Source organism: Pseudoalteromonas sp. SG43-1 (assembly GCF_014164415.1).
In the GTDB taxonomy this organism is placed as follows: domain Bacteria; phylum Pseudomonadota; class Gammaproteobacteria; order Enterobacterales; family Alteromonadaceae; genus Pseudoalteromonas; species Pseudoalteromonas distincta.
This window is the reverse complement of record NZ_JACJFD010000014.1, coordinates 1-26,019: the sequence shown is the minus strand read 5'-3', so window position 1 is coordinate 26,019 and position 26,019 is coordinate 1. Positions and strand designations below refer to the sequence as shown.

The following is a 26,019-nucleotide window of genomic DNA, read 5'->3' as shown; positions in this document are numbered from 1 at the left end:
TTGATAAAATAGCTTACTGCGCTATCTTACCTTTTGTAATAGATAAATCAGCAAACCTAACACGTTCTTCATCAGCGCGAAGGCTGTCGGTTTCAACAATTGAGCGGTAAATTCCCCACTTAGGACGAGCAAAATCATCATCACTAAAGCCGCGCCACATATCTATGTTTTGCTCGCTTATATTAAATATCTCTGCATTATCGCTTAAGCGCGTTAACGTCATATCAAACTTGCCATTTTCACTAAATGTAGCTTGTACAAATACCTCGACCCATTCATCTGTAATGAGTGACCAGTCGGTTTCAATGAGGTTTTTATCAAGCCCTGTGCTGTTACCGTTTTCATCAAAGCCTGCACTATATCGCACTTGCAACTGATTACCTGTGCTGTTTTTTTGAGCCCCAGAGAGCGTAATAATAGGCTGGTCGTCATTACCATTGGTGTTGTCGTTGCTATCATTTCGGGCTTTTATTTGAAAAAAATGGCTAAACTTACTCGTAAGCTCAAGCTCGCTGCTTACTTTAAATTTCCAGCTATATTGAAATGTCTCACCCTCAAACGCCAGTGTTTCTTGTGGTGATTTATCGTAGGTCTTTATTTCGTTACGTTGTCTATCACTTACGCCTTTGTCTTTATCTTGGTCATCATCTCGGTGAGCTAAAAAGACAAAATGGTTACCAATTATCGTATCGGTATCTTCAAGAATATGGACAACACTTTGATGATTGCCAGCATATAGGTCTGGAGATTCAATTGACCCTTCGCCGAAGGCATTTTCAATAAGTGTGTATGCGTCAAACCCCGAATTAACGCCATCTGATCGCAATAAAACGTGTGATATTTTCTCAAAGCCATCAGCTTGAGCTATTGGTGCACCTACAATTGTTATGATAATTTGTGCGCTAGTACCATCTACAGAGTTTACTGTTATTGTATCTTGTAGTGTTTCACCTTCACTTAAAGATGTTATTGATGCGTTTAAATCGTCAAGTGTGTATGACCAATCTCCACCAGCATTTAAGCTAAAAAAACCATAGCTTGTAGCGCTATTTTCTTGTGCTACAAAAGCAGCTTCACCTGATTGTTGATCCGTAATAGTTAACGAGCCTGTTATTGCATCATTACTATCGCTAATAACTTCACCTAGAGTGTTACCAGCAATTGTTGCAGGAGTTTGTGAAGAAATCGCTTCATTATTTTGCGCCGTAGGATCAGAGCCTGAGCTGCCACAACCAGTAACTAAACAAGATAGAAGTATAGCTGTAACTGTATTACAGGGTTTAAGGGTATATTTAGACATGAGTAGTTCTGTGGTTAATAGTAAGTTAATTAAATATGAATTTACCAATTTATTGTGCAAATAACCACAATTCAATTACCAATTAACATTACCAATTTAATGATATTTTAAATTTAATTATAAAATCTATTATTTTCAAAGTGATACATAAAAATATTTCTATAGAGTGTTTATTTATATTTGTTTTAAAATAAAATTAGGTTAAACCTGAGTTACTTGAGATAATTAATACTGACATAATTATTTAGGTTCATTATGAAACTATTAGTTCGTAACTTGTCTCGTGCTACCACTGAGCATGAGCTTCGTACTTTATTTGCAGAGCACGGTAAAGTGACTACCTGTAACTTGGTACTTGATAAAGAAACTGGCCAATCTAAAGGTTTTGCCTTTGTAGAAATGCCAAACGACATAGAAAGTAAAAGCGCAATTACTGCACTTAACCAATCTAATGTTGATAAAAGTAAGATCCGCGTAAAACTTGCAGACGCATAAAGCTAACTGCAACCTATGCGAAAAAACCAGCTAATGCTGGTTTTTTGCTTTTAGTGCCAAGTATTGTATTTAAGCTTTATATTTAGCTAAAAAAACTAAGCGGTTATTAAATCGCTTTTTTTATACTTATAGTGCCCAGTATTATAAAAGAAGCAGACAGCACAAAAAATGTCTCCTGCTCAGCTAATATTGCAGCAGTAAAAAATGCAATGCCACTAGCTATAAATACCCACTTTTTTACATTGGCCCATTATGTGCTCCTTTAGATTGTTCGTTATTTATACGCCTTATAAAATCAATCTGCAATTGAATGAAAAGTTCTCTATAAAAATTCGACATCGCTGCGGTGCTTCCTTTATATTGAAAGCCTAATTAAATAACAATATGAAGACTATGGCATCTACTCTTTTAAAAAGCGCTAGCCTGAGCTTGCTAGTTGCACTCTTTGGCTGCTCAGAGCCTGCAAGCGAGAAAACTCCATTAGAAAATACAGCAGGTGTAAGCCTTAGCAATATTAAACAGCATATTAAAACGCTAGCCTCTGATGACTTTGAAGGCCGAGGCCCGCTTACTCATGGTGAAGTAAAAACCGTAGGCTACTTAAGCGAGCAATATAAAGCGCTGGGTTTAACCGGTGCTTATAAAGGTAAATACTTACAGCCTGTAAAAATGGCAATGGTGACAGCTAATCAGGATATGCAGTTAAAGGTAGGTGATTTAAGCTTTGAATCAGGTAAAGACTTTACCGCACGTACCGAGCAACTTCAGCCATTAATTGATGTACGCAATTCTGACGTTGTATTTGTTGGCTATGGTATTAATGCACCAGAATATAACTGGAATGACTATAAAAATATCGATGTAACTGGTAAAACTGTGGTTGTGCTAGTTAACGATCCAGGCTTTGCTACTCAAAACGACGCCCTTTTTACTGGTAATGCAATGACCTACTACGGTCGTTGGACTTATAAATATGAAGAAGCCGCTCGCCAAGGTGCAAAGGCTGTATTTATTGTTCATGAAACAGCACCTGCGGCATATCCTTGGGGCGTAGTTGAAAGTTCAAACACCGGCACTAAATACACGTTAATGGATAACAATTTAAACGCGTCTAAATTACCGGTTATGGGCTGGCTAACACTTGATGCGACTGAGAAAATGTTTAACGCCGCAAAGCTTAACTACCAATATTTAAAACAAGCAGCATTAAATGATGACTTTAAAGCGACGCCACTTAACTTAAAAGCAAACCTTGCCTTTAAAAACGAAGTATCACATGCCAAATCGCATAACGTAGTTGCACAAATTACAGGTAGCGAATCACCTGACGAATACGTTGTTATTAGCGCTCACTGGGACCATTTTGGTACTAAACAAACTGATACCGGCCCTAAGATTTATAACGGCGCGGTAGATAACGCTTCAGGCACTGCAGCCACGCTTGAAATAGCACGTATAATGAGCAAAATGAACAAGCAAAAACCATTTAAACGCTCAATTATTTTTGCTAACTTTACAGCAGAAGAAACGGGGTTAATTGGTTCTGAAGAATTTGCATCAGGTGCGGTTGTACCTACAAAACAAATGGTCGGTCTATTAAATATTGATGGCATGAACGTGCTTGATGGCACTGACTACATTTTACAATACGGTAAAGATTTATCGACAATGGAAAACTATTTAGCAAAGGCTGCAAAATCACAAGGCCGTGTTGTTAAAATGGATCCTCGCCCGCAAAATGGCTTGTTTTTTAGATCAGATCATTTCTCGCTTTCTAAGCAAGGCGTGCCTAGTTTATTATTTATGAGTCTGGGTGATACCGATCCTGAGTACATTGCGCATAAATACCATAAAGAAGCAGACGACTACTCAGCTGATTGGTCGTTAGGTGGTGTTAAGCAAGATATAGATCTTATTGTTAATATAGCCACACAGCTTGCAAATAATGGCGATTGGCCAAAGTGGACGAGCGAGTCTGACTTTAAAGCCAAACGCGCACAAGATAAGCAATAAATAGCTATTAAATAGTTATGTAATATAAAAATCCTCCTACTTGGAGGATTTTTGTTTTAAACGAGCGCGCATTAATAGCGTTTCGGCCTTTGCCCCTAAATAAACATAAATAGCCAGTGCAATTAAAAGCCCTACCACTGCCAGCATCATCGCTATGGCAGGCATTAAATATTCCGATTGCCCCAACGCCGCTTTAAACATAGTTAACAGCGCCTCAATTGATATAGCAATCAACACAGTAGAGATAAACCGTGTAATAGTGCGCCGCGTAGACGAGTGCCTAAAAATATCCTTATGCATCAGGATTTCTTCTTCGAGTATTGTTTTACCTAAATCGAATACTGCTAATGCTAGGGTGATGTAAATAATGATACTAAAGGGTTCAAGTGGGTCTGATGAGGTATCTACATGAGTTAATAGAGCGTATATATCACTAAAAACGATATTTAGTAAAAATAATACTAAGCAAAATAAGCACGCCACAATAATACCGTAACCCGCCTTGAAGTAAGGCGACATATTAGCGCGCGCAGTATCACCCATTACAAACTCAATAAGCTGCGTTAAGCTCACATCAACAACCAAGTAATTTTGATTATTAATTGGTTTTTTTAGCTCTTTAATCGCCGATATACATAAATGGTTAGTCGCTATAGAAATATAGGGATCAGTAAAGCACACTTTATCACTTGCTTTAGCGTTCAAAAAATAGGGTCGCTCACTTAAATCTTGTTGATTACCACTTTCACCTAATTTTTTGCTGTATGCGCGTTTAAAGCAGACGTTATTACCCTGCTGCAAACCTTCTGCATTTAAACAATATTGTAATTCTAAAAATGGGTACTGCTTAATCAGATAGCGAGTATCACGTTCTTTAGTTAATCCGTCCTCAATACTCATTAAAATAGATTCAAGTAAACTGTGTATTACATGCTCATATTCGTGGTAGCGCTCAACACTACTGATATAACTCATTCGCGCCATTTTAAATACTCATTAACCTAAGTTATAAATAGATTTGCAAGTTTAAAACCAACAATAAAATAACTTAACAATCAGTAACTTGACACTATTCAAACTCAAGTTTTGCACTACTTTGGTGACTAAATAGTAATATATTAAATTAAATGCACAAAAAAGCAGCTAAGTATTAATTACTTAGCTGCTTTGTGAGTATGACTGGTAAGGTTCTACATAGAGCTTATTACTGAACCTTCGAAAACTCTTCTTTAGATAACTCGCCATTTCCATCTGTATCTAATTGTTCAAAAAGCTGTACTAGTTGCGAGTTTACTTGGGCTTCTGTTTTGCTAATTACGCCGTCGCCATCTGTATCAAAAGAATCAAAATCTACCGCAGCAAACGCCGCTGAAGAAGAAGCTAGGGCTACAAGAGCTAGAGTTTTATGTAATGTTTTCATAATCGTTTCCTTAGGCTTTGGGCCTGATTAGGGGTAAGAAGTCCTTTTCAAAGATCCTTTAGGAGTAAAATGTCTATAAATTAATATTCAAAAAAATCATTTTCTGTCGGACCACCGCTACTTTGAACATTCAGCTCGTCAAATTGCTCTATCACTTGCACCGATTCTTCAGAGCGACTAATTGAAGCGTTGTCGTCTGCATCGCGTGTTTCAAAGTCTGTGTTTGCAAATACTACTGACGAAGAAACAATAGCCATAAGTACAAATGTTGATTGTAGCTTTTTCATAATTTAATCCTTCAAAAGTATGCGGTGTCCTAAATAAATTTGCTCTATAGTGCTCTCTAGTCACTTCCTGGTTATTCTTTTTAGTAGGCTCCCTTGCCTACTTAGGTTGTCTTTGGCAACTCAGAATTTAGATAACATCACAGAGCATTAACTGCTTAAGGCTTTAATTTTAGGCCTTAGAAAACTCATCTTCAGATAGCTCACCATCTTGGTTTATATCGAGTTCTTCAAATTTGCTTAAAAGCTCAGCATCTACTGAAGCTTCGGCTTGGCTGATTGCGCCATTACCATCTACGTCTAGCGTATCAAAATCTGTTGCTGCAAAAGCCGCTGATGAAGAAGCTAGCGCCATTAGTACTAATGTTGATTGAAATGTTTTCATAATAGTATTCCTTCATTGGGTTGTTGCGATTAAGGCCTTTGGCTTTCATCACGTTTTGCTTAATACACTGTAGGTATTACAACTTCGGTGCCACTTTTTATTTATTATTTAAAAACAATGTGTTAAATGATATAAAGCGAGAAAAGCTTAATTTGCGGAGGTGTTATTGTTGCTATTTAGCAACAGTCATTTAACTAAAAATAATAAACCATTATAAATCAATTGGTTAAGTTTAATTAAAAAGACACACTTTTGCTAAAAAGCCAATAAGGGGGCGTTTAGGTTAGCCTTCAAAATAAACTGAATATGAACATGGAAATTACATAGGATTTATTTCCGGCTATTAAATAATTAATTTATTTATAATCAGTAAGTTATATTGTTTTTGAAATTTATTATAAAAATTTTGGAAAGATATTTTGAAATTAACTGTTTTGTTGCCAAATGGCGAATTTATTTAGGAAGGTTTCAATGCTAAAGCTAAGTTGTAGCATTCAACTCCTAATTTAATGCGCTGTAAAGCACAGGTTCGCTTAAATTAAGCAAACCTACATCGTGTGCCAGCTATTGGAGTGAAGTAAATTATATAGATTTAAACTACTTCCACCCTTGCAGCCACTTTTGGTTATCTTTTAAATCTCGCCAACTAATTGGATATTGATTTTTTGACATAACAGCCTCAGTAATACATTCAATTACATTGCCGTCTTCATCAAATTCCACCTCAACAATAATGAAGTGTTTTTCTTTATTTATAGCAGGTATTGCGGTCCATTTACTATTCAATAATTTTTTAGGGTTTAGTTTATTCATTTAATGTAACCACTCCTACTCATAGCTTATATAAGGCAACTATACGACCCCAACACCTACTTAGTTCAGACTACTCTGCAACTAGCTTGCCTTTGTACATTTGCATTTGGCAATGAAAGTCATACTCACCGGCTTCAAGCGCAGGTAGTTTAACCGTATTGCCATCACCCATTGCCAGCGTTTTACTTATATCAAGCTGTGGAAATACCACTGTTTCGGCGCACGGCGCGCTGTCTTTTCTATCAAAGGTAAGTACAACCTCTTTGTTGGCTGCCACTTTAATGTGTCCTGGCTTATAAACACCGTTATCAACGACTATTGTTTCTTTGTTGTCATCACTTTGTGTTTGCTCTGGTTTGTATAGCCAAAACCAATAAATAATTGCAGCTATTAACAGTGCACCACCTATATTAATCATCAACATAATGTACTCCTTAGCTTAAATTACGATTTATTTGGTTTGAAAAAACGTAAGCGATTAGCGTTACTTACCACTGTAAGCGATGAAAGTGCCATAGCTGCACCTGCAACAACAGGGTTAAGTAGGATGCCAAAAAATGGATACAACACGCCGGCTGCAATCGGAATACCCGCCACGTTATAAATAAAGGCACCAAATAGGTTTTGTTTAATATTTGAAATAGTTGCATTACTCACTGCAATTGCATCAGCAAGGCCATGTAACGAACCACGCATTAAGGTAATGTCTGCACTTTCTATTGCAACATCGGTACCTGTACCAATTGCAAATCCTACGTCGGCTTGTGCAAGTGCGGGAGCATCGTTAATACCGTCACCTGTCATACCCACTATTTCACCATTTGCTTGGCGTTTTGTTACTTCGTTTACTTTGTCATCGGGCATTACTTCTGCAATAAAGTCATCAATACCAACTTGTTTAGCAACGGCTTGTGCAGTGGCTTTGTTGTCACCTGTTAGCATAACTAGGTGGATACCTTTATCTTGCAGGCGTTTAATAGCTTCAACTGAATCCTCTTTAATTGGATCGGCTACTGCAATAATAGCGTGGAGCTTATTATTACTTGCAAAATACATGGGCGTTTTAGCATCACTGGCAAGTGTTTGAGCTTGCTCGGTGGCATCATCAACGGCCACGTTGTATTTATCCATTAGCGCTTTATTGCCAAACAACAATGTTTGCCCGTCAACACTGCCAGTGACACCTTTACCTGTAATTGCATTAAAGTCGGCTAATTTACTTAAAGCTAAGCCCTGCTTTTTAGCGTGTGCCGTAATTGCTTGGGCTAGTGGATGCTCTGAGCTACTTTCAAGGCTTGCAACAAGTTGCATTACTGTATTTTCATCACTGTTATTAAAGGTAACTACATCGGTAACTTGCGGTGTGCCTTGAGTAATAGTGCCTGTTTTATCTAAAATCATGGTGGTGATTTTAGATGTTGTTTGCAGCGACTCACCATTTCGAATTAATATTCCTGACTCTGCAGCTTTACCAATACCCACCATAACCGACATAGGGGTTGCGAGTCCTAGCGCACAAGGACAAGCAATAATAAGTACAGTGGTAACTGCAACAACGGCATAAGCAATTGATGGCTCAGGTCCAAAGTTTAACCATACAAGGCCTGCAAGCACCGCAATAATCATGACTGTTGGTACAAATATTCCTGATATAACATCAGCTAAGCGCCCTATTGATGGCTTTGAGTTTTGTGCACGCTTTACCATATTGATAATATTGGCAAGTGTGGTTTCGCTACCAATGTGCGTGGCTTTAAATAATAAAGTGCCACTTTTATTAATACTTCCGGCAACGACTTTGTCGCCCGTTTTTTTGCTTACAGCCATTGGCTCACCAGTAAGCATTGACTCATCAACCGTACTGCTGCCTTCAATAACATCGCCATCCACAGGGATTTTTTCACCCGGGCGTACGCGTACTTCATCATTTTTTACAACATCACTAATGTCGATGTCTTGCTCTTGACCATCACGAATTACGCGTGCAGTTTTTGGTTGCAGGCCAATTAAGCGTTTAATTGCTTGTGAGGTGCGCCCACGTGCTTTTACTTCAAAAGCGAGCCCTAAACTAATTAAACCGATGATCATCGATGATGCTTCAAAATATACGTGTCTTGCGACTTGTGGTAATAAGTTTGGTGCTATTACCACAAACATTGAATACAACCACGCAGTACCTGTACCAAGCGCTATTAATGTATCCATATTGGCAGCATGGTTTTTGAATGCCTGCCATGCACCGTTGTAAAATTGTTTACCTGATATAGCCATAACCACAAGCGTGACTATACCCACTAAAAACCAGGCTATTCGTTGTGTGTCGGTGGTCACACTCATATCAAAAATAAGCCCGTATATCATTAACGGTGCACCGAACCCTAACGCTAATATCATATTACGCATTAGCTTTTTGTAATGTGCCTCATCCGATTTTGCTTTTTCATCAAGTGCATCTTGATCAGACTCGTTACTCATTGGCTTAGCTGAATAACCAATGTTTTCGACTGCTTTAATAAGCGTGCTTTCGCGGGCTTTACCTTCTACACGTACTGTACGCTGTGCAAAGTTCATTTCTACATTTTGCGCACCTTGCACGCTATTAAGGGCTTTTTCAATTTTAGCCACACAACTGCCGCAATTAGCGCCTTCAATAATAAAGTTTTGCGCGGTGTCTTTTGTATTAGTCGTCATTACGCTGCTCCTTATTTGCAGAATCGTTTATTGGATCAACAAAAGATTCTATTAAACTACACACGTCACTGGCATTTGCACCATCGGCTGATGTATCCCATTGCGCCAGAGCTGCATGCATTCTATTTCGTAATTTTAATGTTTCTTGAAATAGTGCTTCGGTTTCTTCTAGGCGTTTAGTAATGAGTTTACGCGTTAACGGACAAGGACAATTCCCCTGCTCAGACTCGCCTATAATTTGTTGAATATCTTTGAGTGAAAAACCAAGTTGACGAGAGCTAATAATAAACTTTAAACGCTGCTGGTCTTGCTTTGTATATTCTTGATAACCATTTTCTTCACTGCGTATTGGATGAAGTAACCCAATTCGTGTGTAATGACGAACAGTATCTGCAGTCACGCCCATTAACTTGGCAAGTTGTTTAACATACATAATTTAGCTCCGTCGTGTTTCAATAGCTTCATAATAAACCTAGGTGCAACACATAGGTCAATGGCTATTTTGAAAGTAACAAAATAATACTAATTGGCTTAATTAAGTGCTCTATTTAAGACAATAAATCGAGTGGATAACAGAGCAAAGGTTTCGTTATTTAGTTGTTATTATTAATTGCCCCTGCATCCATGCAGTCGTATCTCAAAAATGTTTAACGCAGTTAGCGCCGTACTTAATCCCTCAAATTGATTAAGTATTGTTGCTCATTGGCATAATGACACAAACATAATTAACTTAAGCTGATATTGGCCGTGTATTATCTGAAGGGGATGTAATTTAGCAGAGAAGCGCCTAAGTAAGGCGCGTATTAATCTAAGGCGTGTTAATCATTGGTGATTTAATTTATGCAGACTGTTTGGTCTTTAGGCAAGGCAGAGCCTATGTTGTGTGGTTATCCCCCATAAACAGGCGATAACGCAGCATAAATACCAAACATGCGCTGCCCTAGTTTGATTCGCTACGGCTTTGCTCTAATTCGTCGCTTAGTTGCTGCGCCAAAGTTTGTATTTTAGGCATAGCATCTTTCATTAAGCTTTGTGACATTTGCATAGACTCTTGCATTACAACAGGCATTTTTTCGAGTATTTTTTGCCCTGTATCTGTTTTATAAAACGCTAACATATCGGCAATTTCTTGCTCACTAAAATGCTTGTCGTATACATTGACCATCATTGGCTGCATTTTAGCCCAACTCATCTCAGTTTTTAATACCGTCGTCATGTCGCCGTAGTACTTATCAAAAATTGCTTGCTCAGAAGGCTTAACACCCATTTGGTCTGACATGCCTTTCATCATACCTTCAACCTGGCCGTACATAGAATCAACCATTGAATCTAAATTCATTACACTAATGAGTTCATCTATTTTTTGCTGCTTAGTATTTTGTTCAGCATATAAACTACTAGAAAAAATCAGTAATGATAAAAGTAGTACCTTACCCATAATAATATCCTTTCATATAAATAATTAATTTATAGTCACATGAATAGTTTGTATTGTAAAGGGTACAAGCAATCATTAAAAAGGCCGAATAAAATAAATTTATTCGGCCTTTTATAAATTACTTTTTGCGTTAGTCGTCTTCTACATTATCTAGGCCTTTAGTGCCTTCTTTGGCTTTTAGCTTATGATGAATAGCTGACTTTATTAGCATGTAACCACTAATCGGTGCTGTAATTAGTAAAAATATAGTAATGAGTATTTCTTTAACACTTAGGCCATGCTCTGAACTTGCAAAATAAACCATAGCCGCAATTAACATACTCGCCATGCCTAACGTGGTTGCTTTAGTTGGTCCATGCAAACGCATAAAAAAGTCAGGTAGTTTAATTAAACCTATTGAGCCAATTAAAATAAACGTACCACCAAATAACAATAATATTGATACAACCCATTCGCTGATCATGTTTTCACCTTATTCAATTATATCGCCACGTAGTAAATACTTACACACTGCAACCGTACTTATAAAACCTAGCATGGCAATAAGCAGTGCAGCTTCAAAATAAAGCCCTGTATCCATACTAATGCTGTATAAAATAATCAGTGCGATGACGTTAATGTACATAGTATCGAGCGCTAAAACACGGTCAGGCACTGACGGACCGATGATCAATCGCCATAAGTTAAGCAATAATGATAAGCCAATCATCGAAAAAACAATGAGTAATACAGTATCTAACATTGAAATATCTCCTTTAGTGGAGCTTCGTAGCGTTGTTTTATTTGTTTGATAAGTGCTTCTTCATCTTTAAGGTCAAGCACATGTATTAATAAGTAGCGTTGCGTTGGCTCTTCACCTTCAGGTAACGACTCAGCAATTGGATAAACCTCTGCACTCACAGTACCAGGTGTAAGCGATACACAGCTGGCCAATATGGTAATTGGCATGTCGTGTGTTAAATCTATCGGTACTTTTATAAATGCCGGACGCAATTTTTTTGATGGTCCAAGTATAAGTAAAGCCACTTGTAAATTTGCAACAACAATATCGTACAGCACTATAAGTAACTGCTTAAGCGCCAAGCCTGGCTTTAAAATCAGTGGCTGAGGGTCTCGAAACGAAAAACTTAAAATAGGGATAAGTATCGCAAAAATAGTCGCTAATACTAAGTGCCCTACCGATACGCTATTGTTTAACAATAACCAAACCATAAACAAAAATAAGCTACGAAATGGCGTTGGTAACCAACGAAAACGGGCTTGTAATCTCATCACATGCCTCCTTTAAGTACAGCATTAATACCGCCGCTTAGATCATGTAACTGAGTAGCAGCATTTAGCATATATTCACTTATTGGTCCGCCCAAAATAACGAGCAATGGCGAACATGCAAGTAAAGCTATAATTACAGTTACCTGCAACGGGTGTGCACTTGCACAATCGGCATTTTCGCTACTTTTGCTTCTATGCTCCCAGAACAAAGTTGTGCCAGCGCGCGAAAGCGCAACTAACAACGCAAAACTTGTTACTAAATATACTGGCCAAAATAGTAAAGCTTGCTCACTGTTTAATGTCGCTTTAAGTATCCAAATTTTACCTACAAAGCCTGACAGTGGTGGCATACCAACTACCGTTAAAGACGCAATAATAAAGCACACACCTAATAAAAATGGCTGTTTTACAGAGCGACCTGCTACTAGTCTATCGCCAACTTTACCGCGCTGGATTGAAACTAAGTCTGCTAGTAAAAATAGTGCGGCACTAACAAGTGTTGAATGCACTAAATAATATAAAAGTGCAGCAGTGGCATTTACATTTTGCAATGCTATTAGCGCAACCAGCGTACCTACCGATACTAATACTAAGTTAGAGGTGAGTTTACGTAAGTCTTGTGCTGCCATCACACCAATTGCACCTACTATAATGGTCGCAATTGCTAAGCCCCAAAGCCAAGGTTGCGCCATGTGTTCAAGCGCTCCGGCTTGTTCACCAAATATCACCGTATAAACACGAAGCATAGCGTAAACGCCTACTTTAGTCATAATCGCAAACAATGCAGCAACCACAGGTTTAGCACTTGCGTAAGTATTTGGAAGCCATAAATGCAGAGGTAATAGTGCGCCTTTTAAAGCAAATACTATTAATAGCAGTAAGCCGCCTGCTTTTGCTAGATATACATCATCACCTGTAAGTAGTGATACCTTTTGCGTCATGTCTGCAATATTAAGCGTACCAAGCACACCATACAAAATACCCAAACCAATTAAAAATACGCTTGAGCCAACTAAATTCAATATTACATATTGCAATGCCGCGCGAGTATTTTGTTTATCACCTGCGTGCATTAACAATGCATAAGATGCAATCAGTAGCACTTCAAAAAATACAAATAGGTTAAATAAATCGCCAGTTAAAAACGCGCCATTTACACCTAATATCAAAAAGTGAACAAGTGGGTGATAAAAGCTGCCTTTTTCATCATCGCCAGCACTACCATATAAAATAGCGCCCAAACCTAAAAATGAAGTTAACGTAACCAATAAGGTAGACAACATATCGGCTACTAAGACTATTCCAAATGGTGCAGACCAATTACCAATAGCGTAAACGTTAATACCTGTATTATTAACATGTACAAGTAAAAGCACACTAATGGCAAAAGTAGCTATTGCCATTACAATTGAAACTAAGCGGCGAATTTTAACGCTTTTACCACATGGTGGCAGCAATAAAATAACAGCCGTCAGCATAGGTAATAAAATAGGGAGCGAAGCTAAATGTTGGATCATTTTTGCTCCTTATTATCTGCAGAGGTGTTGGGCACATAACCATCAACATGGTCGCTACCTAAATCGGCGCGTCCACGTATTGCCAAAATAACCACGAATGCGGTCATCGCAAAACCAATAACAATAGCTGTAAGCACTAAAGCTTGAGGTAGAGGATCGGCGTATTCTGTACCAGTACCAAGCACTACCGCTTTATTAATAGTAAGACGACCTGCTGAAAACAAAAATAAGTTAACAGCATATGAAATCATAGTAAGCCCAAGTACTACAGGGAACGTACGAGCTCTTAGCAGTAAAAACACACCGCAACTGACCAATACTCCAACGCAAGATGCGTACAATAATTCCATTAAATATTTACCTCTTTTTTCTGGGTATCTGCCGTCATATTACCTAAGCTTGCCAAAATCATTAGCGTAGCGCCTACAACCGTTAAGTAAACACCTAGGTCAAATGCAATCGCGCTGGCAAGCTCTGTTTTACCGACAAACGGAATATCAAAGTAGTCAAACCAAGTTGTTAAAAATGGCTTATCAAAGAACCAGCTACCCACACCAGTGAACAGTGAAATACCAATGCCTGAAGCTATGATTTTACGATAATTAACATCAAAACGTCCGTTTATCCATGCTGTACCATGCGCCATGTATTGCAAAATAAACGCGATTGACGTTACCAGTCCAGCAATAAAGCCACCGCCAGGTAAGTTATGTCCGCGTAAGAAAATATATGCAGAAACCAATAACGCAAGCGGTAATAAACTTTGTGAAATACTCGCCAGTAAGATTGGATGGCGCTCTCGTGCCCATGGGCGCCCTTCGCTGTCACTTGCTGGCATAAATAATGGGATTCGAGAAAGTACTTTAAATATACCTAATGCGGCAATGCCTAATACGGTAATTTCACCAAGCGTATCAAAGCCCCTAAAGTCGACTAAAATAACGTTAACTACATTAGTACCACCGCCACCAATTTTAGCGTTAGCAATAAAGAAGTCTGAGATTGAATCTAATGGACGTGTAAGTAATGCATAACAGATACTCGCTATAACTACACCTAAAGTAGAGGCAATTCCTAAATCTCGAAGTACACGTAATGAACTTGATTCTTTTGGCGTATGCTGGGGCAAGAAAAACAATGCCAGCATAAGTAAAATAATAGTAACAACCTCAACAGTTAACTGTGTAAGCGCTAAATCTGGAGCAGAAAAACGTGTGAACACAACCGATACCATTAACCCTACGATTGAGAGCATTAACAACGATACCATTCGAGAGCGATGCCAAATAACGGTAGCAAGAGCACCAATAATCAATAAGCCCGCACCAATTGCATTGTGCACATCAACAGGGGTAAGTGGCATGCTGCCAGCAAGTTGTTGCATTTCAAATAATGGCCAACCGGCACACAGTAAGACTACCGCTAACATAATTACTAGGTAGCGCTGCAGCGATCCATTTTCGATACTGCTTACCTTTGACTGACACCAGGCAACAACACTTAAAATTACACGTTCAAACGTTTTTTTAGCATTTAAAGGTGGTAATGATGCTTGAAACTGAAATAGATATTTACGATTAATATAAATAAATAAACCGCCAGCAATCGCCATTGCACTCATTAGTAGAGGCAAGTTAAACCCGTGCCAAATAGCCAATTCGTAAACTGGCATTTCTTTTCCAAGTACAGCTAAAGAGGCCGCAGACAAAATGCCATCAATTGTAAAGTGTGGGAACATACCCACTAGCAAACAAATCACAACTAATATTTCTATTGGTACACGCATATAACGTGGCGGTTCGTGCGGCGTGCGAGGTAAATCAATTGGTTCACCATTAAAGAACACGTCATGAATAAAGCGAGCGGAGTACGCAACAGCTAATGCACCTGCAACCGTTGCCAGTACTGGAATTAACCACGACATAGAACCAAGCACTTGCTGATGCAGCGTTTCTGCAAAAAACATCTCTTTAGACAAGAAACCATTAAGCAATGGAACCCCTGCCATTGCAGCCGCCGCGACCATTGCAAGCGTTGCAGTGTATGGTAAGTATCGCCACATACCATTTAATTTACGCATATCACGCGTGCCTGTTTCATGATCGATAATACCAACGGCCATAAATAACGACGCTTTAAACGTTGCATGGTTAATTATATGAAATATAGCAGCAACAGTCGCAAGCTCAGTATCAAGCCCGAGTAATAGCGTTATTAAACCCAAATGGCTTATTGTTGAGTAAGCTAACAATCCTTTTAAATCGTGTTTGAATAATGCTATGTAAGCACCAAACAACAGCGTAGCTAAACCTGTTAACCCAACAAGTAAGAACCACGTATCGGTGCCAGCTAAAGCAGGATGAAAACGTGCTAATAAAAATATACCGGCTTTTACCATGGTTGCAGAATGTAAATACGCGCTCACTGGCGTAGGCGCTGCCATTGCATGAGGAAGCCAAAAATGAAATGGAAATTGTGCCGATTTAGTAAACGCACCCAATAGCACCAATACTAATGCTACTTCGTATAAATCGTGAGATTGAATTATCGCTTTACTCGCTAGGATAACATCTAGGTCATAACTACCAACCATATCACCTAATAGCATTAAGCCTGCAAGTAACGCTAAGCCGCCCGCGCCTGTTACAGCAAGAGCCATACGAGCACCCTTTCGCGCTTCAGACTTATGCCACCAAAAACTAATTAATAAAAATGAGCTGATGCTCGTTAATTCCCAAAACAACCACAGCTGAATAACATTGTTAGACATAACAATGCCAAGCATTGCGGTCATAAACAGCATTAAATAACTATATAACTTAGCCATTGAGTCGTTGGCACTGAGGTAGTAACGCGTGTAGAGGATAACGAGCAAGCCTATGCCTAAAATCATAAACATAAACAATAAACTGAGGCCGTCTAACCGCAGAGATAGGTCGAGCCCTATTGACGGGATCCAAGCGAAAGAGTAACGAATGGTTTCGCCCGCTAAAACTGCAGGTGCATGGTATAAAGTTATTCCCAAAGCCGTTAAAGGCGCAAGAGCCGTTAAACTAGTGCTTAAATTGCGGGATAACTTACCTGTGCATGCAGAAATAACACTGCCAATTAAGGATAACAAGGGTATCCAGAGCAAAGTCATAATGTAGGGCCTTTTATAATCATAAGTTTATCAGGGCATCTCTTTTTAATACTAAGGGATGCTTTTACTGCCTGTTTTTAAACGACATTAATGACTATAGTTATACTGAAAAACACTGATTTTGTCTATAAAAAGCGGTTCTGTATGGGTGTTTTTTAAACATGAACTAACAATTTATTAAGCCTACAAAAACAATTAATTAATAGTGATAATTGTTAATTTAATATGGCCTTATTTGCAAATGTAAGCGCGCTGGAGTGGCGATAAGAATTACCATTGGTCATATCTAAATGCTTCAACCAAATCTCTCTATACTGCGCCGAGAGCCCTAACTGCTGATATTGCATAATAGACCAATTTTCACTAGGTTTATATGCAACACCACCTATCTGGCAACTCTTTGCTTTATGCCAGCCTATTGGGGGCGACTCATCATGAGAAATAAATAAATTAGGTGCCACAAAACCTGTTTTTGCACACAACCATGCTTGTTTAGTTTTAGGCAAAGCATATTCATCTTCAAAACCGTTAAAATGCATCAACTCATGCAAAAACACACTGTATTTTGCTTTTGAGTTTATTAGCATTGTTCCTTTAGTAACATTAGCCGTTCCATCTTTTGGCATCATTACTATAAAATCAAAATTGTTAGGAAGCTGGTTATTTAGTTTAGCTGATTGCCAGTCACACTTTGCTATTTGATTAGTGCTACTTTTACACTCAAGCATACCTGCAACGTAAACTGGTTTTGAAAAGCAAAAAATATTTTCACGGGGCTCTGGCTGTTTATTATAAGCATTAATAAACTCTGTGAGTTTATATAAGCCACTACGATGATCGCTCATAGCCAGCACGTTAAACATACATTGCTTATTAGGTTTACTTATATTTATTAAAGATGAAAAACCAAGGGCGTGGATAAACTCACTAGATACTTTACTCTGTGGTGTTTTTAACTGAAGTTTTAAATGATTTAGCACATCCCCTGCTGGTAATTTGTTTTTACTAGCGAGTAACTTTAAATCGCTCCAACGTGAGTGCTCAAGTAACTTTGTTGCTAATATTTTACGCTCTGGGATTGTTAAGTCATTTAATGCTGTGAGCCAAAATTGTTTTGCAGTATCGCTCTGACTGTTTTTTATAAGCTTAAGAGAATACATATATTGGGCTGAAGAAATTTTACTGCGGGCTAGTATAGCTAAAGAGGTATTTGGTAACTGCTCTAAATGATCAGAAAAATAACCAGGTGATTTCCAATAACTTTGTAGCACATTAGCTTTTGCGTTTAAAACATGCCAAAAGCCAATAGCGCCTAGGTGATTACTCGAGCCTGTAACTAACAAACAACATAGTAATACACCTATTAATTTAAAACGCTTAACTTGCGTCAACACCTTGCATCAACTCAAGCTCTAAACGCGCATATTTGTACTCAATAAACTCGTGTACATTAGTTGCTAGCGCAAGCCTAAAATAGTCTGATGCTAAATACAGCTCACCTGCTGCTTGATGCATTTTAGCTAAATAAAAATAAGCTTCGCATAAACGCTGCGCATATTCTTGCTCAGTTCTAACACCATCACTAATGCCAGATAAAAATGCATGTTCACTCATATCCCCCGTATAAAGAGAAATTAACTGGTACGCCCATTGTGACTCATCAAGCGCAGTGGCATTTTGTTTAAGTGCATCAAGCGCAACGGCTTTATCCTCTTGTGCTTGTGCTAAATAAACCCATAAAACTCGGTACGGATCTTTTGGAGAGCGAGCTAAAAATTCATTAAAATCATTTTTAGCAAGGCCTGCTCTGTCGCCGTAATACAGTGCGATACCACGATTTAAATAGGCGTATTCATGCTCTTCATCAAGTTCTAGGGCAGAATCGAAAAACTCATAGGCTTTTTCATACTGCTGCATAAGCGTATGTTGAATACCTAAAAAATTATACACTTCAGCTAAATCAGGCTTAAGCTTTACTGCGCGATTAAAATCAATACGCGAAAGAGTTGTCATACCTAGACTATCAAAAAGTACACCACGGTCGTAATAAAGCTTAGCTTGTTGTTCTTCGCTTAAGTCGGCTCTATTTAATAGCTCTGAGTAGCGTGCAATAGCAATTTCACTTCTAAAGTCAGAAGCTAAAGGTGCAGTAAATGGCACATTAACAATCGGGGTTGGTTCTGATTCTGTTGTAGTTTGGCAAGCGCTTAAAGACAAAATAGCAAAAGATGCCAAAGCTAAATGTTTGAGTATCATTAAAATCCTTAATACCAAGATATATCGCGATTAATATAAGACAGACCTTGTCCAATAAGGTTTCATTAAAGCATAAAAAAAGGGGCTAAACAGCCCCTTTTTTACTATCTAGCTAATATAACTAGATTAATAAGTTAGCAATTACGCGTCAGTTGGCGCGTCAGTTGGCGCGTCAGCTGCAGGTGCTGCTGATTCCATTGCTTCTTTAATACTTAGACGTACACGGCCTTGACGATCTACTTCTAGTACTTTAACTTTAACTTCTTGACCTTCAGAAAGGTGATCAGCCACGTTATTAACGCGCTCAGTACTAATTTGAGAAATGTGTACTAGACCATCTTTACCAGGAAGAATGTTTACAAACGCACCGAAGTCTACGATACGTACAACTTTACCTTCGTAGATAGTACCTACTTCAAGTTCAGCTGTTAATTGCTCAATACGGCTAATTGCATTAGCTGCACTTTCGCCATCTGTAGCGGCAATTTTAATTGTACCGTCGTCACCGATTTCAATCGTTGTACCAGTTTCTTCAGTAAGCTGACGAATAGTTGCGCCACCTTTACCAATAACTTCAGCGATTTTCTTCTGTGGGATTTTCATTGTGTATATGCGAGGAGCAAACATTGATAGCTCTTCAGAAGGAGCAGAAATCGCTTCATCCATCACTTCTAAGATATGTAAACGTGCAGCTTTTGCTTGTTTAAGCGCAATTTGCATGATTTCTTGAGTGATACCTTCGATTTTGATATCCATTTGAAGTGCAGTAATACCTGCAGCAGTACCGGCAACTTTAAAGTCCATGTCACCTAAGTGATCTTCATCACCTAAGATGTCAGAAAGAACAACGAATTTATCGTCTTCTTTAACTAGACCCATCGCAATACCGGCAACAGATGCTTTAATTGGTACACCCGCGTTCATAAGTGCTAGAGAAGTACCACAAACAGACGCCATTGAAGAAGAACCGTTTGATTCAGTAATTTCAGATACTACACGGATTGAGTAAGGGAACTCAGTAAGTGTAGGCATTACAGCTGAAATACCACGCTTAGCAAGGTTACCATGGCCGATTTCACGACGCTTAGGAGAACCAACAAAACCAGTTTCACCTACACAGAATGGAGGGAAGTTGTAGTTAAGCATAAAGTGGTTTTTATGAGTACCAGTTAAATCGTCGATTAACTGTGAATCACGTTCTGTACCAAGTGTCGCTGTTACTAACGCTTGAGTTTCACCACGTGTAAAGATAGCAGAACCGTGAGTACGCGGTAATACGCCAGTCATTACGTCTAGTGCACGAATCATATCTGGTTCACGACCATCGATACGTTTTTCGCCAGCAGCTATACGGCCACGAACGATTTTCTTCTCAAGTGAACCGAAGATTTTGCCAATTTCTTGCTTGTCTAAAGACTCGCCTTCAGCAAGTTCAGCTGTTAATACTGCAACAACTTCATCTTTAGCTTCACCAAGAGCTTCTTTACGCGCTACTTTATCAGTGATTAAGTAAGCTGCGCCTACTTTTTCAGCAGCAATAGTTGCTACTTTATCTTCTAGTGCAACATCTTTCTCAGGTGCAGTCCAATCCCAAGTAGGCTTGCCTGCTTCTGCTTTAAATTCTTCGATTGCAGTAATGATCGCTTGAGATTGCTCATGACCATATACAACAGCGCCAAGCATTACGTCTTCTGCAAGTACGTTAGCTTCTGATTCAACCATAAGTACCGCTTTATCAGTACCGGCTACCACTAAATCAAGTTGGCTTTCTTCAAGCTCTTTTAATGTAGGGTTAAGTACGTATTCGCCGTTGATGTAACCAACACGAGATGCACCAATTGGACCACTGAATGGGATACCAGAGATAGCAAGTGCTGCTGAAGTACCAATCATCGCAACCATATCAGGTTGGATTTCAGGGTTAACAGAAACAACAGTAGCAATAACTTGTACTTCGTTTACAAAGCCGCTTGGGAAAAGTGGACGAATTGGACGGTCAATAAGACGTGCAATAAGAGTTTCGCCATCGTTAGGACGACCTTCACGCTTTAAGAAACCACCAGGGATACGACCAGCAGCGTACATACGCTCTTGGTAGTTAACTGTTAGTGGGAAAAAGTCTTGACCAGGTTGTGCTTCACGCTTACCAACAACAGTTACTAAAACTGAAGTGTCGCCAATGCTTGCAAGTACAGCGCCATCTGCTTGACGAGCGATTGCACCAGTTTCTAGAGTCACTGTATGTTGACCTAGTTTGAATTCTTTAATAATTGCTTGCACTTAAAATATTCCTTAAATGTATTCTAATAAGTTGTCATCAAAGTACCAATTACAGTACATAATTGTATTCAGTTGGAAATCAATTAAGTACTACAATTGGCAATGATGTGAATAATTGCAGATAAACCTTTTTACCTACGCGCATAGTATATACCAAAGCTACTTCAAAATGCGAGTCTAGGGTGTGTTGATCTTTGTGGATTGAAATTTGTTCAATCTAGGGGCGATTTAATCACGGCGCGAGATTTGTAACCTAGTGGGCTAAGTAAAAATCGAGTAACAAAGAGTTAATCGCCCCTAGGATGAACCCGCAGGGCAGCGCATGTTTGGCATTAATGCTGCGTTATCGCCTATTTATGGCGAATAACCACACTACATAGGCGCTGCCTTGCCTAAAGACCAAACATACAGCTGCAAAATTAATCACGAAAGGTCAACACACACTAGCTACTAGATTTAAGCTGGGCTAATGAGTGGGTAAATACAACGATGCTTGATAAGCTATGAAATAGGAGTTTTACAATATAATTCGATAAGTTTATAAATTTGTTTTATTTTCAAACACAAATTTTAGGCACAAAAAAAGGAGCTAAAAAGCTCCCATTTCTATAATCTAGTTCTTAACGACGTAGGCCAAGTTCTTTGATTAGTGCAGTATAACTAGTGATATCTTTACCTTTAAGGTAATCAAGTAGTTTACGGCGAGTGCTTACTTTACGAAGCAGACCACGACGTGAGTGGAAGTCATGCTTGTGATCAGCAAAGTGACCTTGAAGCTTGTTGATATCATAAGTAAGTAATGCTACTTGTACTTCTGATGAACCTGTATCGCCTTCTGCACGTGCAAATTTAGCAATGATATCGATTTTTTCTTGATTGCTTAGTGACATAGTAACTCCAAAAATTAAATTTAAAAGGTGTCTTAGCCGATCACTAATTCAGCCAAAACGATTAAGCCGGCGTATTCTACCAACTGTGGGAATAACTACAAGTTAATTATTCCCATCTACAACTAATAAGCCACTGCTGGGCACACTAATTGCTTATTCAGGCTTTACGTAATCATCTTGCTGGCTAGCAAGACCACGTTTAACCTTTAAATGGCCACTTGAGTTGCGCTCGCCAGTACCAATAAACACACCATCCGCAACAACTTTAATTGCCCCCTCAGGTAAAGCTTCAGGTAACTCGACTGCTTGCCCATGACTAAATACTTTGCCCTGCTCTTTCGAAATTTCAATAACAGGTAAATCAGTTAAAGCAGTGTCTATAGGTAATAACAACGAGTCTAAATAAGTAGAAGGCGCAAGCTCTTCTGCTTTCGCTTTAGCAAGCAACGCTTCAATTTCATCAAGCGAAACCATTTTATCTGCCGGATACTGACCAACAGCAGTTCTGTGAAGCATTATAACGTGTGCGCCACACCCTAGGTTTTCGCCCAAATCATCAACGATTGTACGAATATACGTCCCTTTTGATACATGAGCCGTCATTTGCAATACGTTGTTTTGTTCATCAAATTCGTCAAACGATAAGCTAAACACATTTATTTTTCTGCATTTACGAGGGACTTCAATACCCTCTCGTGCGTACTTATATAATGGTCTACCTTGATACTTAAGTGCTGAGTACATTGATGGATATTGATCTGACTCTCCAACAAAAGCTGCAATTTCTTTTGTTAACTGCTCACGCGTCACATTCACATCTTTCGTGCTTACGATTTCGCCATCAGAATCTGATGTTGTTGTACGCTCACCCAGTTTTGCACGAACGATATAGGTTTTATCTGTATCGAGTAAAAACTGCGTAAACTTAGTCGCCTCACCAAAACAAATTGGCAGCATACCTGTAGCAAGCGGGTCTAAAGCCCCAGTGTGGCCAGCTTTTTGTGCAAAATAAACACCTTTCGCTTGCTGCAGAGCTTTATTTGATGAAATGCCTTGCGGTTTGTTTAACAACAAAATACCGTCAACTGCACGGCCTTTACTGCGCTTTGCCATCTGTATCAGTGCCTTCTTCGCTATCTGTATCTTCTACGTGCTTAGTACTTTGTTCACTATCTGAAATATCAGCATCAACACTTTCTACATCTTCATCGACATGCTTTGCGTTATCTTCGCGGATAATAGAATCCACTAAATTAGAAATACGCATACCTTCCATCAGTGAATTATCAACTACAAACTTTAACTCAGGCATTATACGAGCACGAATACGCTTACCAAGTAACGAGCGAATATAACCCGTTGCTTCATTAAGTACTTTAGCGCTTTGCTTAGCTGCATCTTCATCTTGTGTGTTAAACACAGTGATGAAAATTTTGGCATAAGATAAATCACGCGATACTTCTACCGCTGACACTGTCACCATACCTAAGCGTGGATCTTTAATTTCGCGTTGTAAAATTACAGCAATTTCTTTTTGGATTTGCTGTGCAACACGATCAGTGCGAGAAAATTCTCTCATTGCATTTGTCCTAAAATCATAACTTATTGAAATTTAATAATAAGCTAATTAAATAATGGATACACAAATGGGGGCTAAGCCCCCATTTATTAGTTTAGCGAGCTAACAATTAAAGAGTACGTTGTACTTCAACTGTTTCAAATACTTCGATTTGGTCACCAACACGTACGTCATTGTAGTTCTTAACGCCGATACCACATTCCATGCCGTTACGAACATCAGCAACATCGTCTTTAAAGCGACGAAGTGACTCAAGTTCACCTTCATAGATAACCACGTTTTCACGTAGTACACGGATTGGAGCGCTACGTTTAATAACACCTTCAGTAACCATACAACCAGCAATTGCGCCAATTTTTGGAGACTTGAATACGTCACGAACTTGCGCAAGACCAATGATTTCTTGTTTAAACTCAGGTGCTAGCATGCCTGACATTGCTTGCTTAACTTCTTCGATTAAGGCATAAATTACGCTGTAATAACGAAGGTCTAAGTTTTCAGTATCAATCACTTTACGAGCAGAAGCATCAGCACGAACGTTAAAGCCAACTACAATTGCGTTAGACGCTGCAGCTAGTGTCGCATCAGTCTCAGTAATACCACCAACACCAGAACCTACAATCTTCACTTTCACTTCATCAGTAGAAAGTTTAGTTAGTGAATCAGAGATTGCTTCGATAGAACCTTGAACGTCTGCTTTAAGTACCACGTTAACTTCAGAAACATCACCTTCAGTCATGTTAGTAAACATGTTTTCAAGCTTAGCTTTTTGTTGACGTGCTAGTTTAACATCGCGGAACTTACCTTGACGGTATAAAGCAACTTCACGCGCTTTACGCTCGTCTTTAACAACAGTTGCTTCGTCGCCCGCAGCTGGAATACCAGAAAGACCTAAAATTTCCACTGGAATAGATGGACCTGCCGACTTGATGTCTTTACCGTTTTCATCGCGCATTGCACGAACACGGCCATACTCAAGACCACATAATACAATGTCACCTTGGTTAAGCGTACCAGATTGAACAAGTACTGATGCAACTGGACCGCGGCCTTTATCAAGACGAGATTCAATAACAACACCTGCAGCCATACCTTCGGTAGGGGCAGAAAGCTCTAAAAGCTCAGATTGCATAAGTACGGCTTCAAGAAGGTCATCAATACCTAGACCAGTTTTAGCTGAGATATGAACGTACTGCGTATCGCCGCCCCATTCTTCAGGGATAACGTCTAGCTGAGCTAGTTCGTTTTTAACGCGATCTGGATCTGCGCCTTCTTTATCCATTTTGTTTACAGCAATGATTAAAGGAACGCCAGCTGCACGTGCGTGCTGTACCGCTTCTTTAGTTTGTGGCATAACACCATCATCTGCTGCAACCACTAAGATTACGATATCTGTCGCTTTAGCACCACGAGCACGCATTGATGTAAATGCAGCATGTCCTGGAGTATCTAAGAAGGTAATCATATTGCCGTTTACATCAACATGGTATGCACCAATATGCTGTGTAATACCACCGGCTTCGCCAGAAGCAACCTTCGCAGAACGAATGTAATCTAGAGTCGATGTTTTACCATGGTCAACGTGACCCATTACAGTTACTACTGGAGCACGAGGCTCTGACTTACCATCTTCATGGCGGTCGTTAAGTACTGTTTGCTCTAATTCGTTTTCTTTAACAATGATAACCTTGTGACCCATTTCTTCTGCAACTAGTTGTGCAGCTTCTTGGTCAATCACTTGGTTAATAGTAACCATGTCACCCATTTTCATCATTGTTTTAACAACTTCAGCGCCTTTAACAGCCATGCGTGATGCAAGCTCAGCTACTGTAATTGTTTCGCTAATACGCACTTCATTTTTAACATCAACAGTTGGTTTTTGGAAACCATGCTGCAGCGATGCTGGTGCTTTTAATTTAGACTTGTTACGGCCTCTTGACGCTGCAAATTTATCTTTTGCTGGCGCTTTTTTCTTTTTCTTAGCACGGCGAGTGCCTTGCTCATCACGAGCATCGGCAACATCTTCTGCTTCACGTGCATAAGTTGAAGTCGTAAGATGGTGATCCGCTGTTTCTTCGCGTTTCTTACGTTCTTCTTCTTCTTTCTTCCAGCGTGCTGAATTCTCTTCAGCTAGATTTCTTGCCTCTACTGCTTGGCGTTTCGCTTCTTATTAAGCTTTCTTCAATGCGGCCTCTTCTGCTTCTTTTTGCGGACGCTCAGATTCTATGCGATATTTCTCAGACT

General features: G+C 39.2%; 24 protein-coding genes and 1 pseudogene. 2 read left to right on the top strand and 23 right to left on the bottom strand.

Annotated features, from left to right (window positions below; all coding sequences use genetic code 11):
• Positions 1–13 precede the first annotated feature (13 nt).
• On the bottom strand, positions 14–1,300 hold the full coding sequence (locus H5159_RS11110) for a VCBS domain-containing protein (RefSeq protein WP_182780293.1): 1,287 nt from the start codon (positions 1,298–1,300) through the stop codon (positions 14–16).
• 255 nt (positions 1,301–1,555) lie between these two features.
• Here H5159_RS11110 and H5159_RS11105 point away from each other — a divergent pair, with 255 nt between their 5' ends.
• Both H5159_RS11105 and H5159_RS11100 read left to right on the top strand, forming a co-directional pair.
• Positions 1,556–1,795 (top strand): RNA-binding protein, encoded by a 240-nt coding sequence (locus H5159_RS11105; protein ID WP_182694114.1) that lies wholly within the window; start codon positions 1,556–1,558, stop codon positions 1,793–1,795.
• Positions 1,796–2,188: 393 nt separating this feature from the next.
• Positions 2,189–3,808, top strand: a complete 1,620-nt coding sequence (locus H5159_RS11100) for a M28 family metallopeptidase (protein WP_182780292.1) — start codon at positions 2,189–2,191, stop codon at positions 3,806–3,808.
• 36 nt (positions 3,809–3,844) lie between these two features.
• Here the strand turns inward: H5159_RS11100 and H5159_RS11095 are convergent, their stop codons facing one another.
• The 22 genes and pseudogenes from H5159_RS11095 to infB form a co-directional block, all read right to left on the bottom strand.
• Entirely contained in the window at positions 3,845–4,792 is a 948-nt protein-coding gene (locus H5159_RS11095) for a PDC sensor domain-containing protein (protein WP_182780291.1), read from the bottom strand.
• A 220-nt stretch (positions 4,793–5,012) separates the two neighbouring features.
• Complete coding sequence (locus tag H5159_RS11090) at positions 5,013–5,228, bottom strand: EF-hand domain-containing protein (RefSeq protein WP_182737175.1); 216 nt, start codon at positions 5,226–5,228, stop codon at positions 5,013–5,015.
• 80 nt (positions 5,229–5,308) lie between these two features.
• On the bottom strand, positions 5,309–5,515 hold the full coding sequence (locus H5159_RS11085; protein ID WP_007585537.1) for a hypothetical protein: 207 nt from the start codon (positions 5,513–5,515) through the stop codon (positions 5,309–5,311).
• 169 nt (positions 5,516–5,684) lie between these two features.
• Complete coding sequence (locus H5159_RS11080) at positions 5,685–5,897, bottom strand: calmodulin (protein WP_182780290.1); 213 nt, start codon at positions 5,895–5,897, stop codon at positions 5,685–5,687.
• A 597-nt stretch (positions 5,898–6,494) separates the two neighbouring features.
• Positions 6,495–6,710: a TIGR02450 family Trp-rich protein gene (locus H5159_RS11075; protein ID WP_182755538.1), complete on the bottom strand. Its 216-nt coding sequence runs from the start codon at positions 6,708–6,710 to the stop codon at positions 6,495–6,497.
• A 70-nt stretch (positions 6,711–6,780) separates the two neighbouring features.
• Positions 6,781–7,134 (bottom strand): cupredoxin domain-containing protein, encoded by a 354-nt coding sequence (locus H5159_RS11070; RefSeq protein WP_008134637.1) that lies wholly within the window; start codon positions 7,132–7,134, stop codon positions 6,781–6,783.
• A gap of 20 nt (positions 7,135–7,154) precedes the next feature.
• Entirely contained in the window at positions 7,155–9,401 is a 2,247-nt protein-coding gene (locus tag H5159_RS11065; protein WP_182780289.1) for a heavy metal translocating P-type ATPase, read from the bottom strand.
• On the bottom strand, positions 9,391–9,834 hold the full coding sequence (locus H5159_RS11060) for a MerR family transcriptional regulator (protein WP_182693484.1): 444 nt from the start codon (positions 9,832–9,834) through the stop codon (positions 9,391–9,393). The genes H5159_RS11065 and H5159_RS11060 overlap by 11 nt, the downstream gene beginning before the upstream one ends.
• 507 nt (positions 9,835–10,341) lie before the next feature.
• The gene (locus tag H5159_RS11055) at positions 10,342–10,839 is read right to left on the bottom strand and encodes a DUF2059 domain-containing protein (RefSeq protein ID WP_024595964.1); all 498 of its coding nucleotides are present in this window, start codon (positions 10,837–10,839) and stop codon (positions 10,342–10,344) included.
• A 130-nt stretch (positions 10,840–10,969) separates the two neighbouring features.
• Entirely contained in the window at positions 10,970–11,302 is a 333-nt protein-coding gene (locus tag H5159_RS11050) for a Na+/H+ antiporter subunit G (protein ID WP_002958501.1), read from the bottom strand.
• A gap of 9 nt (positions 11,303–11,311) precedes the next feature.
• Positions 11,312–11,581, bottom strand: a complete 270-nt coding sequence (locus tag H5159_RS11045) for a K+/H+ antiporter subunit F (RefSeq protein ID WP_007378493.1) — start codon at positions 11,579–11,581, stop codon at positions 11,312–11,314.
• Positions 11,575–12,111: a Na+/H+ antiporter subunit E gene (locus H5159_RS11040; RefSeq protein ID WP_002958499.1), complete on the bottom strand. Its 537-nt coding sequence runs from the start codon at positions 12,109–12,111 to the stop codon at positions 11,575–11,577. Before H5159_RS11040 ends, H5159_RS11045 begins: the two co-directional genes overlap by 7 nt.
• A complete protein-coding gene (locus tag H5159_RS11035; protein ID WP_024595965.1) occupies positions 12,111–13,628 on the bottom strand; it encodes a monovalent cation/H+ antiporter subunit D in 1,518 nt (505 codons plus the stop codon). The genes H5159_RS11040 and H5159_RS11035 overlap by 1 nt, the downstream gene beginning before the upstream one ends.
• Entirely contained in the window at positions 13,625–13,978 is a 354-nt protein-coding gene (locus H5159_RS11030) for a Na+/H+ antiporter subunit C (RefSeq protein WP_010554685.1), read from the bottom strand. Before H5159_RS11030 ends, H5159_RS11035 begins: the two co-directional genes overlap by 4 nt.
• On the bottom strand, positions 13,978–16,770 hold the full coding sequence (locus tag H5159_RS11025; protein WP_182780288.1) for a monovalent cation/H+ antiporter subunit A: 2,793 nt from the start codon (positions 16,768–16,770) through the stop codon (positions 13,978–13,980). Before H5159_RS11025 ends, H5159_RS11030 begins: the two co-directional genes overlap by 1 nt.
• 215 nt (positions 16,771–16,985) lie before the next feature.
• Entirely contained in the window at positions 16,986–18,161 is a 1,176-nt protein-coding gene (locus tag H5159_RS11020) for a hypothetical protein (RefSeq protein ID WP_182780313.1), read from the bottom strand.
• The gene (gene nlpI / locus H5159_RS11015) at positions 18,148–19,026 is read right to left on the bottom strand and encodes a lipoprotein NlpI (protein ID WP_002958493.1); all 879 of its coding nucleotides are present in this window, start codon (positions 19,024–19,026) and stop codon (positions 18,148–18,150) included. Before nlpI ends, H5159_RS11020 begins: the two co-directional genes overlap by 14 nt.
• A gap of 141 nt (positions 19,027–19,167) precedes the next feature.
• Positions 19,168–21,306 (bottom strand): polyribonucleotide nucleotidyltransferase, encoded by a 2,139-nt coding sequence (pnp, locus tag H5159_RS11010; protein WP_182780287.1) that lies wholly within the window; start codon positions 21,304–21,306, stop codon positions 19,168–19,170.
• Positions 21,307–21,926: 620 nt separating this feature from the next.
• Positions 21,927–22,196: a 30S ribosomal protein S15 gene (rpsO, locus tag H5159_RS11005; RefSeq protein WP_002958490.1), complete on the bottom strand. Its 270-nt coding sequence runs from the start codon at positions 22,194–22,196 to the stop codon at positions 21,927–21,929.
• Between the two features lie 153 nt (positions 22,197–22,349).
• Positions 22,350–23,309, bottom strand: coding sequence for a tRNA pseudouridine(55) synthase TruB (gene truB / locus H5159_RS11000; protein WP_002958489.1), 960 nt, complete (start codon positions 23,307–23,309; stop codon positions 22,350–22,352).
• Positions 23,293–23,775, bottom strand: coding sequence for a 30S ribosome-binding factor RbfA (gene rbfA, locus H5159_RS10995; protein ID WP_002958487.1), 483 nt, complete (start codon positions 23,773–23,775; stop codon positions 23,293–23,295). The genes truB and rbfA overlap by 17 nt, the downstream gene beginning before the upstream one ends.
• 109 nt (positions 23,776–23,884) lie before the next feature.
• Positions 23,885–26,019, bottom strand: a pseudogene (infB, locus tag H5159_RS10990) (translation initiation factor IF-2); the annotation flags it as partial.

Bases quoted from the DNA above. Each gene is read 5' to 3' on its own strand.
- H5159_RS11110 (WP_182780293.1), bottom strand. From the start codon at position 1,300: ATGTCTAAATATACCCTTAAACCCTGTAATACAGTTACAGCTATACTT.
- H5159_RS11105 (WP_182694114.1), top strand. From the start codon at position 1,556: ATGAAACTATTAGTTCGTAACTTGTCTCGTGCTACCACTGAGCATGAG.
- H5159_RS11100 (WP_182780292.1), top strand. From the start codon at position 2,189: ATGGCATCTACTCTTTTAAAAAGCGCTAGCCTGAGCTTGCTAGTTGCA.
- H5159_RS11095 (WP_182780291.1), bottom strand. From the start codon at position 4,792: ATGGCGCGAATGAGTTATATCAGTAGTGTTGAGCGCTACCACGAATAT.
- H5159_RS11090 (WP_182737175.1), bottom strand. From the start codon at position 5,228: ATGAAAACATTACATAAAACTCTAGCTCTTGTAGCCCTAGCTTCTTCT.
- H5159_RS11085 (WP_007585537.1), bottom strand. From the start codon at position 5,515: ATGAAAAAGCTACAATCAACATTTGTACTTATGGCTATTGTTTCTTCG.
- H5159_RS11080 (WP_182780290.1), bottom strand. From the start codon at position 5,897: ATGAAAACATTTCAATCAACATTAGTACTAATGGCGCTAGCTTCTTCA.
- H5159_RS11075 (WP_182755538.1), bottom strand. From the start codon at position 6,710: ATGAATAAACTAAACCCTAAAAAATTATTGAATAGTAAATGGACCGCA.
- H5159_RS11070 (WP_008134637.1), bottom strand. From the start codon at position 7,134: ATGTTGATGATTAATATAGGTGGTGCACTGTTAATAGCTGCAATTATT.
- H5159_RS11065 (WP_182780289.1), bottom strand. From the start codon at position 9,401: ATGACGACTAATACAAAAGACACCGCGCAAAACTTTATTATTGAAGGC.
- H5159_RS11060 (WP_182693484.1), bottom strand. From the start codon at position 9,834: ATGTATGTTAAACAACTTGCCAAGTTAATGGGCGTGACTGCAGATACT.
- H5159_RS11055 (WP_024595964.1), bottom strand. From the start codon at position 10,839: ATGGGTAAGGTACTACTTTTATCATTACTGATTTTTTCTAGTAGTTTA.
- H5159_RS11050 (WP_002958501.1), bottom strand. From the start codon at position 11,302: ATGATCAGCGAATGGGTTGTATCAATATTATTGTTATTTGGTGGTACG.
- H5159_RS11045 (WP_007378493.1), bottom strand. From the start codon at position 11,581: ATGTTAGATACTGTATTACTCATTGTTTTTTCGATGATTGGCTTATCA.
- H5159_RS11040 (WP_002958499.1), bottom strand. From the start codon at position 12,111: ATGAGATTACAAGCCCGTTTTCGTTGGTTACCAACGCCATTTCGTAGC.
- H5159_RS11035 (WP_024595965.1), bottom strand. From the start codon at position 13,628: ATGATCCAACATTTAGCTTCGCTCCCTATTTTATTACCTATGCTGACG.
- H5159_RS11030 (WP_010554685.1), bottom strand. From the start codon at position 13,978: ATGGAATTATTGTACGCATCTTGCGTTGGAGTATTGGTCAGTTGCGGT.
- H5159_RS11025 (WP_182780288.1), bottom strand. From the start codon at position 16,770: ATGACTTTGCTCTGGATACCCTTGTTATCCTTAATTGGCAGTGTTATT.
- nlpI (WP_002958493.1), bottom strand. From the start codon at position 19,026: ATGATACTCAAACATTTAGCTTTGGCATCTTTTGCTATTTTGTCTTTA.
- rpsO (WP_002958490.1), bottom strand. From the start codon at position 22,196: ATGTCACTAAGCAATCAAGAAAAAATCGATATCATTGCTAAATTTGCA.
- truB (WP_002958489.1), bottom strand. From the start codon at position 23,309: ATGGCAAAGCGCAGTAAAGGCCGTGCAGTTGACGGTATTTTGTTGTTA.
- rbfA (WP_002958487.1), bottom strand. From the start codon at position 23,775: ATGAGAGAATTTTCTCGCACTGATCGTGTTGCACAGCAAATCCAAAAA.